This is a genomic window from Paenarthrobacter sp. NPDC089675, assembly GCF_044749185.1.
GTDB lineage: Bacteria > Actinomycetota > Actinomycetes > Actinomycetales > Micrococcaceae > Arthrobacter.
This window is the reverse complement of record NZ_JBIVHM010000002.1, coordinates 546,332-558,454: the sequence shown is the minus strand read 5'-3', so window position 1 is coordinate 558,454 and position 12,123 is coordinate 546,332. Positions and strand designations below refer to the sequence as shown.

Sequence of the window (12,123 nt, the reverse complement as noted above, 5' to 3'; positions counted from 1 at the left end):
CTTCCCGAGGTTCCACTGTTTCCATCGTGTAAAAACTTGTCTGAACCATTGACTCGTCCGAAAGATTGCGACAAGACTCGTACTTGCGACTACGCTCTCAATGTGCTTTAGTGTGATTCAAGGCACAGAGAGGTGCGGGGCTCGCCAGAACCCCATTACAAGGAGAAGGCCAGGATGAAGCGCAGATCGCTCGTCGAGCTTAGGAACAACACTCGCTACGAGGCGGACCGCCATTCGGCACCGGCCAGCCTCTCTCCCCGGACAGGGATGGCTACCGCAGCCTCCCGTCTTCCGCAGGCCCCCGGCCAACACAGCAATTCCGAAGGAGACCAGGCGTCACGCCGATCCAAATGACCCACACCAAAGAACACGCCAGCCAACCAAAGACCAAGCCTTCAGACCTCACCGACGAAGACCTGCAGCGGCTGCTGAAACTCGGCACCGCGACCGTCTACGAAGCCCAGGGCCAGCGCGGATCCATTGCTTCCGAACTCAGGCCCCTGGACCCCGGGATGAAGCTGGTGGGCACCGCCCTCACTGTGAGCACCACACCGGGGGATAACCTCATGTTCCACCAGGCGGTACTGATGGCTCGACCCGGCGACGTCCTGGTTGTGGACGCCAAGGGATTCACCGATGCCGGCCCCTGGGGCGACGTCCTGACCCTGGCCGCACAGCAGGCCGGCATCGCAGGACTTGTCATTGACGGTTCCGTCCGTGACTCCGAAGCCATAATCAACGCCGGCTTCCCGGTCTTCTCCCGCGGCATCTCAATCCGCGGAACCACCAAGGTCGACCCAGGCCAAATCGGCGGGACCATCAACCTCGCTGGGACAGTGGTAGACCACGGCGACGTCATCATCGGTGACCGCGACGGGCTCGTCGTCGTCAAGGCCGCTGACGTCCTTGACTCCCTTGCAAGCGCAGAAGCCCGAGAAGCCAAGGAAGAGGAGTACCGGCGCCGGATCCTCGACGAAGGCGCCTCCACCGCAGAGCTCCTCGGCCTCATCCCGACACTTCAACGCTACGGATGGTAACCATGGCTCCCTCCCAGAACCCAGCAAAAGCCCTGATCCCGGATGGCGGCACGTCCACCACGACGACCATGATTTCCATGAAAGGCGTGAACAAACACTTCGGCCCCCTCCATGTCCTCCGCGACATCAACCTCGAAGTAACCCGTGGTCAGGTCGTCGTCGTCCTCGGCCCCTCCGGCTCGGGCAAGTCAACGCTCTGCCGCACCATCAACAGGCTGGAAACTACCGATACCGGAACCATCGCCGTCGACGGCCAGGCCCTGCCCGCCGAGGGCAAAGCCCTGACCCGCTACCGGGCGGACGTCGGCATGGTGTTCCAGTCATTCAACCTCTTCGCACACAAAACAATCCTCGAGAACGTAATGCTCGCTCCCCAAAAAGTGCGCAGGCTCTCCAAGATTGAAGCCCGGGACCGTGCGATGGTCCTGCTGGAACGGGTCGGCATCGCCAACCAGGCAGACAAGCTGCCGGCCCAGCTCTCCGGCGGCCAGCAACAGCGCGTAGCCATCGCCCGTGCCCTGGCTATGGAACCCAAAGTCATGCTCTTCGACGAACCAACCTCGGCACTGGACCCGGAGATGGTCACCGAAGTCCTCGAAGTCATGTCATCCCTGGCCCGAGGTGGCATGACCATGCTCGTTGTCACCCACGAGATGGGATTCGCACGCCGGGCCGCCGACCGGGTGGTCTTCATGGCGGACGGCCAGATCCTCGAAGACACCACCCCCAACGAGTTCTTCTCGAACCCCGCCACGCCCCGTGCCCAGGACTTCCTGAGCAAAATCCTCAGCCACTAGCCCCCTCAAACCTCCCAAAAGAAGAGTGTTCCCCATGAAAAAGCTCAAAGCACTTATCGCAGTTCCTGCCCTTGCCGTCGTTCTCGCCGCCACCGGCTGCGGCGCGCAAGCAGGCGCGGGCGCCAAAGGCCTCACGGCCAGTGCCGAAGACGGCCTGACCGTCGGCATCGCCTTCGACCGCCCCGGCATCAGCATGAAGAACCCGGATGGCTCCTTCAGCGGCTTCGACGTCGACGTCGCCAAATACGTCGCCAGCAAGCTCGGCGTAGGCGAATCCAAAATCACCTGGCTGGAAGCCCCCACGCCGCAGCGTGAAAACCTGATCCAGAACGGCCAGGTGGACTATGTCGTGGCCGCGTACACGATCAACGACGCGCGCAAGGAAAAGGTCGGCTTCGCCGGCCCATACCTCACCGTCGGCCAGTCCCTGCTGGTCCGTGCAGATGAAACCGCGATCACCGGCCCCGAATCCCTGACCGGCGGCAAGAAGCTCTGCTCGGTGGCCGGTTCCGCACCTGCCCAGAACATCAAGAAGAATTACGCCAAGGACGTCCAGCTCCAGGAATACGACACCAACTCCGCGTGTGTGGAGGCGCTCAAAGCCGGGGCCATCGACGCGATGACCACCGATGACAGTGTTCTGGCCGGCTACGCCGCCGTCAACCAGGGCAAGCTCAAGGTCGTTGGCAAGCCGTTCACCAAGGACTCCTACGGCATCGGCGTCAAAAAGGACGACACCGAGGGCCGCAACAAGATCAACGACGCCATCGAGGAAATGATCAAGGACGGTTCCTGGGCCAAGGCGTTCGAGAAGAACCTCGGCCCCTCCGGCTACGAGATGCCTGCGGCCCCGACCGTCAACCGGTACTAAGGCCCACAGAGCCGCCCCTACGGAATCCGAAAGTTAACCCATGGAAATACTCACAGAATATGGTGACCAGCTGATCACCGCGTTCATACGCACGATCCAGCTCGCCGGGCTCTCGGCCGTGGGGGCGCTCGCAGTCGGCACCATCCTCGCCGGAATGCGCGTATCCCCGGTATGGGCACTGCGAACCTTGGCCACCGGCTACGTCAACATCGTCAGGAACACGCCCCTGACACTGGTGGTGCTGTTTGCCTCCTTCGGGCTCGCCCAGCAGCTCGGCATCACCCTCGTTGACCCCAACTCGCCCACCTCCATCACGGACAGCTCCTTCCGCCTGGCGGTCCTGGCCTTCAGCACCTACACGGCCACGTTTGTCTGCGAAGCGCTCCGTGCGGGCGTGAACACCGTCGCGATCGGTCAATCCGAAGCGGCCCGTTCCCTTGGTCTGGGCTTTACCCAAGGGCTGCGGTACATCGTCCTGCCCCAAGCATTCCGTTCCGTGATCGCCCCACTGGGCAGCATCATGATCGCACTCATAAAAAACACCACGGTGGCGTCCGTCATCGGCGTCGCAGAGGCGTCGTTGCTCATGAAAGAAGTCATCGAAAACACCTCGGCCCTCATCATTGTCGGGCTCATCTTCGCCTTCGGATTCATGTGCCTGACCATCCCCACCGGCGCTGTCTTTGGCTTCCTCAGCAAGAAAATGGCGGTACAAAAATGAGCACGCAACCCGCACTTAAAACTCTGTACGACGCGCCCGGTCCCCGCGGTAAGGCGTTGAACGTCATCATCAGTGGATTCTGCCTCGCCGGCATCGCAGGTGGCATCTTCTGGGTGGTGACCGCGCTAAACGATAAAGGCCAGCTCGCACCGGAAAAGTGGCAGCCGTTCCTCAGCGCAGATATGTGGCGCACCTATCTGCTGCCAGGGATCCAAGGCACTCTGCAGGCAGCAGGCCTAGCCGTTGTCCTGGCTACCGTCCTCGGCATTCTTCTCGGCGTCGGGCGCATGTCCCAGATCAAATTACTCAGCTACAGCTGCGGCGCGGTCGTGGAATTCTTCCGCGCCATGCCGCTGCTCATCCTCATGATCTTCTGCTTTCAGGTGTTCGCCAACTACTCGCTGTTCCCCTCAACCCAGATGGCGATGGCAGCAGTCGTCACCGGCCTGACCCTGTGCAACGGCGCGGTCATCGCAGAAATCGTCCGTGCAGGTGTTCACTCTCTCCCCCGCGGACAGAGCGAGGCCTCGATGGCGTTAGGCTTCAGCGGTGGACAGATGATGCGGATGATCCTGCTCCCTCAGGCCATCACGGCCATGCTCCCCCCGATCGTTTCGCAGTTGGTCGTGGCACTGAAAGACACCGCCCTGGGCTACCAGATCACCTACGTCGAAGCGGTTCGGCAAGGTGTGCAGGCCGGATCCGCATACTCCAACTACATTCCGGCTCTTCTCGTGGTTGCGGCCGTAATGATCGCCATCAACTTCGCCCTGTCCCAGCTCGCAGTAACAGTCGAAAACCGCCTCCGCAAGGGCCGGAAGTCCATCGTCAAGCCAGAACAAGTCGCCGTTCCCCAGCTCTAGTCCCGGCTCACATGCCCTTCCCCGCGGAGCAACCGTCCAAGCCGGGAAGGGCATGTAGGACCCCCGCGAACATTGAAAACAACCAACAGGTAAGTAATGCCATGACCGCCTACCGCCACAACAACTGGAATCAGCTGATCGGCGCCTTCGTCGAAATTAGGCAAAACCACATTTCCCTCCGCAGCGGGTACGTCGAGGACGCTACGCCCGACTCATCCGTGCTCTGGCTAGCCGCTGATGACCAGCACAACCGAGCCCTCTTTGAAGCCGCCGAAGGTCACGTGGTGTGGGTGGAACCGCGCGAACTGGAAGGCCGCCTCACCTATCGGATGACGAGAACTGCACTTCATCCCCAGCTGCAGTCCCACCCGGACAATTTCGAGAGCCCCAACGACGGCAAGCAGCGGACCTCTGTGCCAGCAAGCCAAAACTCTTCGAATAGCTAAGGAACGGCTGACCTTGACCAACACCGCCACTCCCAATCCATACGCCCCCGCGACGGCCACCACCGGACACCACGCGCCTATCAGTGGTTGGTGGCGTCCCGAGGACGACCCGCAACCATTTCGCTACGTACAGCAGGGGGAGATCATGCCAGCCCTTGAGGGTACCCGCACGCTTTGGACTCTCGTAAAAGAATTGTCGCCACCGATGCGAGCACATTCCTCAGGCCAGATATTTCGTTAGCAGCCCACATCCTCGCAGGACCTCATCTCGTCAGAGCAGTGCAAGCTCGATGGGCCTCGGCCAGTGTCTCATAACCAGCTTGCCTCGAATTTATAGCGTTTCGAGACGGCTGGCTGGCATGGGTCACGAGACTATCAATCCCTGAATCGCGCTAATCGCGGTCATCCCTACTGGGTCGTGCCATTAGCGTCAGCGTTGTTCGGTCCGGTTCTGCAAGCTTCTGGCCAGGGCCTCGCGGGCGGCCGCGAGGTCGTGTTGAGGGCGTGGATGGGCAGTCGAAGATCGTTGATGGTGGTGGTGAGCCCTGCCTTTTCGGACATGAGCCGTCGTTGGCGGAACGCAGTTCCGCGTGAACCGCCGGGTCGACATGGCCGGCGTCGGGGAACTCCGCTCCGAGCCACCGGCGCCGCTGGGTGCGTAGTTCGTTGATGCTTTTCTCTTGTTTCTTCACCCGTCCACGCGGTCGGCGGCGTGCCGGAGAGTAAGGATTTCGTCTATCAGGGTCCAGGCGTGCTGTGCCAAATAGAGCGTGGGGACGTTGAGCGGGCCGCCGTGACTGGCCTAGGCGGCCACGGACTGGGCCAACCAGGTCTGGCTGATGTCCCGCAGGTCGATCTTCGCGTTGTGCCCGAAGCTCTGCTGGGACTCCCGCAAAGCGAGGTCGGTGAAGTAAGGACACGATCGTCGCGGGGATCCAGCCCGGACCAGTCGCGATGTGCCTGATCAATTCGTCGCTGAAGGTCCTCTCGGAGAAACTGACCCTGCTTATGGGCTTTCGGCTGCCCCAGCAACGTCTGTCCGACGACGCTGGTCACTCCACGGCTGTGCAAGTCCAAATACACCATTCGCAGCAGCGGATCGAACCGTACCCGCTTTCCTTGGCGTCGAGATGGAAAGGTTAGGCGATAGTGCTGAGGTGTCGTGGGGGGCCATATTGGCCTGACGATCTTCAGCACCAGAGCGGCCCTGAGGGCGGCCTTGGCATAGTCGCGGTGCCAGCCAGTGCGATCGAGCAGCTCGTCCAGGATGCGGGACTTCACTGTCCGGTCAGCGCCCTAGTAGGCGAGGGCCTTCTTCTTCGTCACAGCTTGCCGCTGGGCCATCGTTAGCTCCATAGAAAACGGCACAGCCTGCACGCGCCACCAACATCCCTCAACCACGCCGCTACGCGGAGGTTTTCAAATGAGGCAACGTATCCGGCTACGCGGAGGTTTTCTATGAGTCAACGCACACTCTGGACATGTCCAGAGTGTGGGCGTCTAATTGTGACTAAGGGCTCGCAACTATCTGTGGCTATTCCAATGGCGCGTTGATAATAGCGATCGGGGCAAGTCGTACCACTGGGGATGACTATGAACATCAACTCATATACCTCAGGAAGTTCGCCGGCTGAGCGGGCAGCGAGTGCTTTTGGGTCACTTGCGCTTCCGAGCCACCTGAGCTTGGAACGTCTAGTCAACGTGGTCGAAGGCGTTCGGCAGCGTCCCATCGAGATTGAGGTCGCCGGCTTTCTGAACGGCGGGTCCGTGTGCGGACTATGGCTTTCGACGGATGAAGTCGAAGTCATTTTGCACGCAGTCAGCCCGTCCGGGCTGCACCGTCAGCAGTTCGTGCTGCACGAACTGGGGCATATGGTCCTACGCCACGATGAACTCGTCGTTCCGGTGGATTATGTCGGCGTTCTTTTCCCGAACCTTTCGGCAAGTTTGGTCCGTCGTGTTCTGGCACGTACCAGCTTTAGTGATGAGCTCGAGGCGACTGCGGAATCACTCGCGGACCTCTTCGCCGCAGCGATTAGGAACAGCGCGAGGGAGCCAAGGTCCTTCGAGAAGGTATTCGGATGATCCAGGTTGTCGCCGCGGCCATGATGTGGCTTCTCGTCATATCCCTATTGCCAGGAACACGACGGCGGGACCACAGTGTTTTGACTGCGGCCATCACGATTGCTGTGGCAATGACCCTCAACATCGACCCGGTCTACACGAGACTTGACGCGGCATTTGCCGGACGGAACTACATTGACCTCCTGGCCAATATCTCAATGGTCGTTGGCATCTACTTTCTCTCGAAGGCGATTATCCGAGCAGCGACCCCAGAAGATGTTGGGGAGAGACGAGACCCGGTGGGCGACGTAGTCATGGGCGTCGTGATTCTTGGACTAACCGCTAGCTTCAGCTTCATCAGCACGGGCGGCACCTCGACGCGTTTCATGTTGGATTTCGGCGACCAGTTCCCTGCTGCGTTGTACTCAGCGATCCAGTTCGTCTACATCGGTTACGTGGTGAGTGTCACCGGAGCTACGTGCTTCCGATTCCGCCCCGGCATGTCTAGGCCCTACTACCGCGTGGCATTCACGCTCATTGGGACTGGCTGCGCGTTTGCCGTTCTGCTTGTAACGCTTGTACTTGTCATGGATGCACTGCACTTGCAAGGCCAGATCGATGCTATTCACGCGATATCGCCTGCGTACGACGCTACGGCTGTTGCTGCCATGGCGTTCCTTTGCGCGGGTCTGGCCATCCCGCCTGTTTCGCGTCGCATCCTTCACCGCAAGGAGGCCGCGACTGAGAACGAGTTGGTTCACGGGCTCAGATCGGTTTGGGAAAAGACAGCCGGGACCCGGAAGGACGTTCGTCTGCAACAAGATGTCGACGCGCTAATCCAACAAGAGCCCGCTCGCAGGCTCCATAGAATGCTCGTGGAGGTTCAAGACGCTCTCCTTGTTGAGCCAGGATTGGCGAGCTCCTTGGATATCCGCGAGCTTAGAGTATTGAGTGCTGCCGAGAATTATCTGGCTGGACCCGTTGACCCTGGAACAAAGGTGCGGAAGGGAAAAGGGGAGCGGGCGCTATGACGGATGATGGTGCCAACGTCTCCGAGACGCCGCAGTCCAAGCTGGCCCGGAAGCTCAACTTGCTCCTCGATCTCTATGAAGCAGGTAGCACAGAGACTCTGACCTACCCAAAGATCAGTAGGCACATGAGTCAGCGGGGAACCCCTCTATCGCGATCTCGTTGGGCTTACATGCGCAGCGGAGATAGTTCACTGGCTACCGATGCCGCACTGCTAAGAAATCTGGCTGAGTTCTTCGGGGTTGACCGCGACTACCTCCTCGACGATGCAGGGGAGATTCCGCGGTTAGTGGATGCGCAGTTGGAGCTTCTTCGGGCCTTGCGGGAGTCGCGCGTGCGCAATTTCGCCGCCAGACAGCTGCAAGGGATTTCTCCCGAAACATTGGAGAAGCTACGCCAGGTGATTGACGACCGAAGGAAGCAGAACGGGGAGAACGGTGTCGGCGGCTTATAGGCGGCCGTCCATCGGTGCCGGGCTGACGATGGGTTTGGTCGCGTTGCTTGCGGGTCTCGGTGGATCTGCATACTTTGCGCGCAGAGTAGTCGTACCCAAATTCAGCCGGCGCGAGGACCTTTACATTCGCTCTGTGCATCTCGGCAGCGATGGGCAACTTTTCATTGAACTGCCGGCAACCACCCACACCAAGGCTGCTGGACGACACAGCTTATGGTTTGCGCAGGGGACCGGCCATGCGTGCTTGGGTCCAGTGGTTGAAACCAGCGAGGACACAGGCTCACTCACCCGCGTGGTGGAGCGCGTGGACTCCGGAAACCTTGCACAAGCGGCGGCAGGGATCTGGAGTGGTTACGTCTTTTCCGAACCCGGACAACTAGGCCTGCCATACCGAAACGTTGAGATTACCGTCGACGACGGCGTGGCTCCGGCCTGGAGGTTCGACTCGCCTCCTTCTGACAGGGCTGGGACGTGGGCGATCCATATCCACGGAATGGGGGGCAGGAGAGCTGGTTGTCTTCGAGGCATACCAGTCGCCAGACGTCTGGGACTGACCTCGCTGGCTGTCTCGTTCCGAAACGACGGCGACGCACCGCCGTCGTCCGATAAGCGGTACCGACTCGGCGAAACCGAGTGGCGCGACGTCGAAGCGGCTATCAATTATGCCGTTGCCGAAGGCGCTGAGCGCATCGTGATCTTCGGGTGGTCATTGGGCGCGGCGTTAGCCCTACAAGCGGCAGCCCTGTCAGCGCACGCTCCTCGAATAGTGGGGATGGTTCTCGACGCCCCCGTCTTTGACTGGCGTTCAACGTTGCGCGCGAACGCCAAGGCCGCCGGGCTGCCACGTCCGCTCGTGCAGTTGGGGTTCATCATCCTTCAGTCGAAAGCGCTTCGGTGGGTGACCGGCCTCGCCGAACCGATACACCTGGATGCCCTAGATTGGCTGGCGCGGGCGTCGGAGCTGAAGAAGCCGATCTTGATCCTCCATGGCAGGAAGGATGACACCACCCCGTTCGAAGCTTCCAAGAAGGCTGCGACGGTGCGGCCCGACCTCGTCAGCTTGGTGGAGTTTGAGTCCGTGGGCCACTCCCTCGAGTGGAATTTCGACCCCGATAAGTGGGAACAATCCGTTGAGGGCTGGTTCCATGGACTTACGTTGGCTAACGCCAGTCTCGAACAAGCGGTGGCGGAGTCGTAGGAGGCATTTGCACTGAGTATTGGTTGGCCAACTCGATGAGCTGGCTCTCAATCAGTGAGGACCGTGCGGAGAATCGCTCACCGTCCAATTCATGAACGAGGCCGGCTAACTCGAGGAGCTTGAGATGGCGTCGAATGGTGGCCTCGGAGATCCGGAGTTCTAAGGCCAAGACCGTACGGGTGGCTGGCCCGCTCCTTATCAAGAAGCGAAGTATCTGCGTGCGTGTTCGGTTCATCAGAAGGGATGTCGACATGCTAACCACGGCTCAGGGTGGGGAACAGGTGTAGACGGGTCTACAGCAATAGGATACGCCTGCAGTCATCCGCACAACAGATTCAAGCTGCAATTGATTGTGTCGGTACGGCGCTCGCGGAATACTGATGGCGAAGGAGCCATAGTAATGGGGAGATAAGCGATCGAAAGGTGGAGCATGCCGGCGAAAGACGCTAGCCGCAACGGCGAGCCACCGCAGGCAACGCTCGCGCGGCGATTGAACCTCCTGTTGGACGTCGTTGTTGCCGAGAGGGGATCGCCGGTTACTTTCAGGGAAGTTGAGGCTGGACTCCAGGCTAGGGGTGTCAAGATCTCACGCGCCAGGTGGTTCTACATGAAGGATGGAACTGGACGTCTGGTCAGCGATGCTCAGCTGCTCACCGCTATCTGCGAGATGTTCGACGTCGATCCTTCTTATCTGTTGAACGGGGTGGAAGGCGACATTCCCGAGCGCATAGATTCACAGTTGGAGTTCGTGAAGTCGTTGAGGGCGGCCCGAGTGAAGTCATTTGCCGTCAGGACGCTGGGGGATGTCTCCCCGGAGACACTGCGCGCTATCACCGAGTATCTGAACAAGGACATCGACCTTCACCCACATGGGGAAAAGGCTGCAGCTATTCCTCCAGGACATAGCGAAGGTGAGCGTCCAGCAGCTCCTTGATGCGAGCGGGATTCGCTGAGTACCGCGGGGAACGTCCGTGGCGGCGCCCGGCTGGAACGTCGACGACGATCGCCCCAACCTGCTCCAGGGCGACCAGATGCTTTGCGACACTCGGCTCGCCAGCGCTGACGGATTCCACGATGTCGCCGCGCGTCGCAGGGCCGAAAGTCGTGAGGAACCTCAGTATTTCGTTCCGTGCCCTGTTTCCGAACGTGGCCACGGCCGCTTCGACGTCGGGTGACCAGGCGTCGTCGTGAGGCTGCGTAATCCGTGGCATGGCTCAATTCTTGCCGAACAACATGAAAAAAGTAAGAACCGCACTCTTGACGATATTTAAAGTATCTTTGACAATAAATATTAGATGCTTTCGTTTGTGGCTGAGTCGGCTCGGCCGTATCAACGCCGCCACCTCGCGGCGAACGCTAGAGAACAGTAGCTATTCGAAGCGGTGAGGGCGATGAGCCTAAACGACAAGATTCAGCAGGCCGAACAACTGCATTCACGTCCCGGAACGGTGGACATCTCCCTTACTGGTCCGCCGGAGCCGATGTTGTCCGTGTCCGTTGACCAGATGATGGGAGCGGTTGAAGGAGTGCGGCGCTACGTCGTTTCTCACTTGGCTCATATCGGACGGTCATGCGATGTTGACGACGTCCTGCAGGACATCCGTGTGGCTGTCTGGAATGGCGTAGCTCGGGGGAGCTACCGAGCGTTGCCTGGTGTCCCCTTTGAAGCATGGGTCCAGGGCGTGACGTCGAACATCTGCGCTGCCCACACCCGCCGTGAGCTCAACCACAAGACGCTACCTCTGTTGCTCGCCCCCACGGGCGACGAGGTTTCGGGTTCATGGGGACGCCTCTCAGCAATCCTCATAGCGCAGGACAATCCCGAAAACCAAGAGATCATCGACCATGAGTGGGCGGTTATGGTCTTGCAGTTGACTCGAGAAGCTGTGCCGGCACCGACGTGGCTGATGGCCATTGAAAGCCTTACCGCGCCTCGCCAATATGCGCTTCCAACGCAGCACGACCGCCGCCGCTGGAACGCCGTGACGGCCGTCCGCCAGACGGCGAAGACAGTCAGTTTGGCACTCGATGTCACTCCGGGCAGCATTGTCGATATTGGCCAACTCTGTCAGCGTGCGGTTGAGTGCCTCCCAAGTGTCCTCCTGCGTGAGGTCGCCAACGCGATAGTTCTTCCCGACATCCACGGATCGGAACGGCAAACAGCGATTGCCCGGCTGGCCCGGGAGCTTGGCGTCACCGATCGCTATGTTGCTGTGCAGATCGGCACCGCGCGACGGCTCTACCAAACCGCTTGGCGCGTAGTCCGCAGGGCGGCCTCCTTCTAATCGGCGTATGCCTTTGCTCCGCAGCTGACAACCAATGCCTTTGAGGTGGTGATCATGAGCATTCGCAAGGCCAACGTGGTTCGGACACGTTTAGGTCGATGGGTCTTTGGACTGACGATCATTCTGATGGTCGGTTCCTTGACTCTGCTCATCGCGCTGCCGTCCAGGGGGCCAGCCGCTGGGGCGCTGCAGGAGGCCCCTCCCGTAGCTTCAACGTCTACGCCGACCGTGTCAGCCGCCGCTCCGCGGCCCCCAGCTAAACCTTCGGTAACGACTAAGCCGCCGGCTGTATCGCCTCTGCCCGGGCCGACGGATTTCCGCGCAGTTGCCTCTGCCGCTGCCGAGGCTATCTACACGT

Annotated in this window: 14 protein-coding genes; 12 read left to right on the top strand and 2 right to left on the bottom strand. The window is 60.3% G+C overall.

The window, feature by feature from the left end; all coding sequences use genetic code 11:
* Positions 1 to 350: 350 nt before the first annotated feature.
* The 10 genes from ACIPY2_RS06595 (at position 351) to ACIPY2_RS06550 (ending at position 9,480) form a co-directional block, all read left to right on the top strand.
* Positions 351 to 1,037 carry an RraA family protein gene (locus ACIPY2_RS06595; protein ID WP_400265561.1) on the top strand — a complete coding sequence of 229 codons (687 nt, stop codon included), beginning with the start codon at positions 351 to 353 and terminating at the stop codon, positions 1,035 to 1,037.
* Between the two features lie 68 nt (positions 1,038 to 1,105).
* Positions 1,106 to 1,834, top strand: a complete 729-nt coding sequence (locus tag ACIPY2_RS06590) for an amino acid ABC transporter ATP-binding protein (protein WP_400265754.1) — start codon at positions 1,106 to 1,108, stop codon at positions 1,832 to 1,834.
* A 34-nt stretch (positions 1,835 to 1,868) separates the two neighbouring features.
* On the top strand, positions 1,869 to 2,705 hold the full coding sequence (locus tag ACIPY2_RS06585) for a glutamate ABC transporter substrate-binding protein (protein ID WP_400265560.1): 837 nt from the start codon (positions 1,869 to 1,871) through the stop codon (positions 2,703 to 2,705).
* 40 nt (positions 2,706 to 2,745) lie between these two features.
* Positions 2,746 to 3,426 carry an amino acid ABC transporter permease gene (locus ACIPY2_RS06580; protein WP_400265559.1) on the top strand — a complete coding sequence of 227 codons (681 nt, stop codon included), beginning with the start codon at positions 2,746 to 2,748 and terminating at the stop codon, positions 3,424 to 3,426.
* Positions 3,423 to 4,289: an amino acid ABC transporter permease gene (locus tag ACIPY2_RS06575; RefSeq protein WP_400265558.1), complete on the top strand. Its 867-nt coding sequence runs from the start codon at positions 3,423 to 3,425 to the stop codon at positions 4,287 to 4,289. Before ACIPY2_RS06580 ends, ACIPY2_RS06575 begins: the two co-directional genes overlap by 4 nt.
* A 101-nt stretch (positions 4,290 to 4,390) precedes the next feature.
* Positions 4,391 to 4,735, top strand: a complete 345-nt coding sequence (locus tag ACIPY2_RS06570) for a hypothetical protein (RefSeq protein WP_400265557.1) — start codon at positions 4,391 to 4,393, stop codon at positions 4,733 to 4,735.
* A gap of 1,593 nt (positions 4,736 to 6,328) precedes the next feature.
* Positions 6,329 to 6,820 (top strand): hypothetical protein, encoded by a 492-nt coding sequence (locus ACIPY2_RS06565; protein WP_400265556.1) that lies wholly within the window; start codon positions 6,329 to 6,331, stop codon positions 6,818 to 6,820.
* The gene (locus ACIPY2_RS06560; RefSeq protein WP_400265555.1) at positions 6,817 to 7,830 is read left to right on the top strand and encodes a hypothetical protein; all 1,014 of its coding nucleotides are present in this window, start codon (positions 6,817 to 6,819) and stop codon (positions 7,828 to 7,830) included. The genes ACIPY2_RS06565 and ACIPY2_RS06560 overlap by 4 nt, the downstream gene beginning before the upstream one ends.
* Positions 7,827 to 8,282, top strand: coding sequence for a hypothetical protein (locus tag ACIPY2_RS06555; RefSeq protein ID WP_400265554.1), 456 nt, complete (start codon positions 7,827 to 7,829; stop codon positions 8,280 to 8,282). The genes ACIPY2_RS06560 and ACIPY2_RS06555 overlap by 4 nt, the downstream gene beginning before the upstream one ends.
* 253 nt (positions 8,283 to 8,535) lie before the next feature.
* A complete protein-coding gene (locus ACIPY2_RS06550; protein WP_400265553.1) occupies positions 8,536 to 9,480 on the top strand; it encodes an alpha/beta hydrolase family protein in 945 nt (314 codons plus the stop codon).
* On the opposite strand, the gene ACIPY2_RS06545 is transcribed toward ACIPY2_RS06550, so the two are convergent.
* On the bottom strand, positions 9,443 to 9,715 hold the full coding sequence (locus ACIPY2_RS06545; protein ID WP_400265552.1) for a helix-turn-helix domain-containing protein: 273 nt from the start codon (positions 9,713 to 9,715) through the stop codon (positions 9,443 to 9,445). The two genes, ACIPY2_RS06550 and ACIPY2_RS06545, sit on opposite strands and share 38 nt — an antisense overlap.
* A 195-nt stretch (positions 9,716 to 9,910) precedes the next feature.
* Between ACIPY2_RS06545 and ACIPY2_RS06540 the strand changes: the two genes are divergently transcribed.
* Entirely contained in the window at positions 9,911 to 10,414 is a 504-nt protein-coding gene (locus ACIPY2_RS06540) for a hypothetical protein (RefSeq protein ID WP_400265551.1), read from the top strand.
* Here ACIPY2_RS06540 and ACIPY2_RS06535 read toward each other — a convergent pair.
* On the bottom strand, positions 10,368 to 10,691 hold the full coding sequence (locus tag ACIPY2_RS06535; protein WP_400265550.1) for an ArsR/SmtB family transcription factor: 324 nt from the start codon (positions 10,689 to 10,691) through the stop codon (positions 10,368 to 10,370). The two genes, ACIPY2_RS06540 and ACIPY2_RS06535, sit on opposite strands and share 47 nt — an antisense overlap.
* Before the next feature lie 180 nt (positions 10,692 to 10,871).
* Here ACIPY2_RS06535 and ACIPY2_RS06530 point away from each other — a divergent pair, with 180 nt between their 5' ends.
* Positions 10,872 to 11,765 carry a hypothetical protein gene (locus ACIPY2_RS06530; protein ID WP_400265549.1) on the top strand — a complete coding sequence of 298 codons (894 nt, stop codon included), beginning with the start codon at positions 10,872 to 10,874 and terminating at the stop codon, positions 11,763 to 11,765.
* Positions 11,766 to 12,123: the final 358 nt, after the last annotated feature.

Excerpts from the sequence above, each read along its gene's own strand:
- ACIPY2_RS06545 (WP_400265552.1), bottom strand. The coding sequence starts at position 9,715 with ATGAACCGAACACGCACGCAGATACTTCGCTTCTTGATAAGGAGCGGG.
- ACIPY2_RS06575 (WP_400265558.1), top strand. The coding sequence starts at position 3,423 with ATGAGCACGCAACCCGCACTTAAAACTCTGTACGACGCGCCCGGTCCC.
- ACIPY2_RS06540 (WP_400265551.1), top strand. The coding sequence starts at position 9,911 with ATGCCGGCGAAAGACGCTAGCCGCAACGGCGAGCCACCGCAGGCAACG.
- ACIPY2_RS06535 (WP_400265550.1), bottom strand. The coding sequence starts at position 10,691 with ATGCCACGGATTACGCAGCCTCACGACGACGCCTGGTCACCCGACGTC.
- ACIPY2_RS06570 (WP_400265557.1), top strand. The coding sequence starts at position 4,391 with ATGACCGCCTACCGCCACAACAACTGGAATCAGCTGATCGGCGCCTTC.
- ACIPY2_RS06595 (WP_400265561.1), top strand. The coding sequence starts at position 351 with ATGACCCACACCAAAGAACACGCCAGCCAACCAAAGACCAAGCCTTCA.
- ACIPY2_RS06560 (WP_400265555.1), top strand. The coding sequence starts at position 6,817 with ATGATCCAGGTTGTCGCCGCGGCCATGATGTGGCTTCTCGTCATATCC.
- ACIPY2_RS06565 (WP_400265556.1), top strand. The coding sequence starts at position 6,329 with ATGAACATCAACTCATATACCTCAGGAAGTTCGCCGGCTGAGCGGGCA.
- ACIPY2_RS06555 (WP_400265554.1), top strand. The coding sequence starts at position 7,827 with ATGACGGATGATGGTGCCAACGTCTCCGAGACGCCGCAGTCCAAGCTG.
- ACIPY2_RS06580 (WP_400265559.1), top strand. The coding sequence starts at position 2,746 with ATGGAAATACTCACAGAATATGGTGACCAGCTGATCACCGCGTTCATA.
- ACIPY2_RS06590 (WP_400265754.1), top strand. The coding sequence starts at position 1,106 with ATGATTTCCATGAAAGGCGTGAACAAACACTTCGGCCCCCTCCATGTC.
- ACIPY2_RS06585 (WP_400265560.1), top strand. The coding sequence starts at position 1,869 with ATGAAAAAGCTCAAAGCACTTATCGCAGTTCCTGCCCTTGCCGTCGTT.
- ACIPY2_RS06530 (WP_400265549.1), top strand. The coding sequence starts at position 10,872 with ATGAGCCTAAACGACAAGATTCAGCAGGCCGAACAACTGCATTCACGT.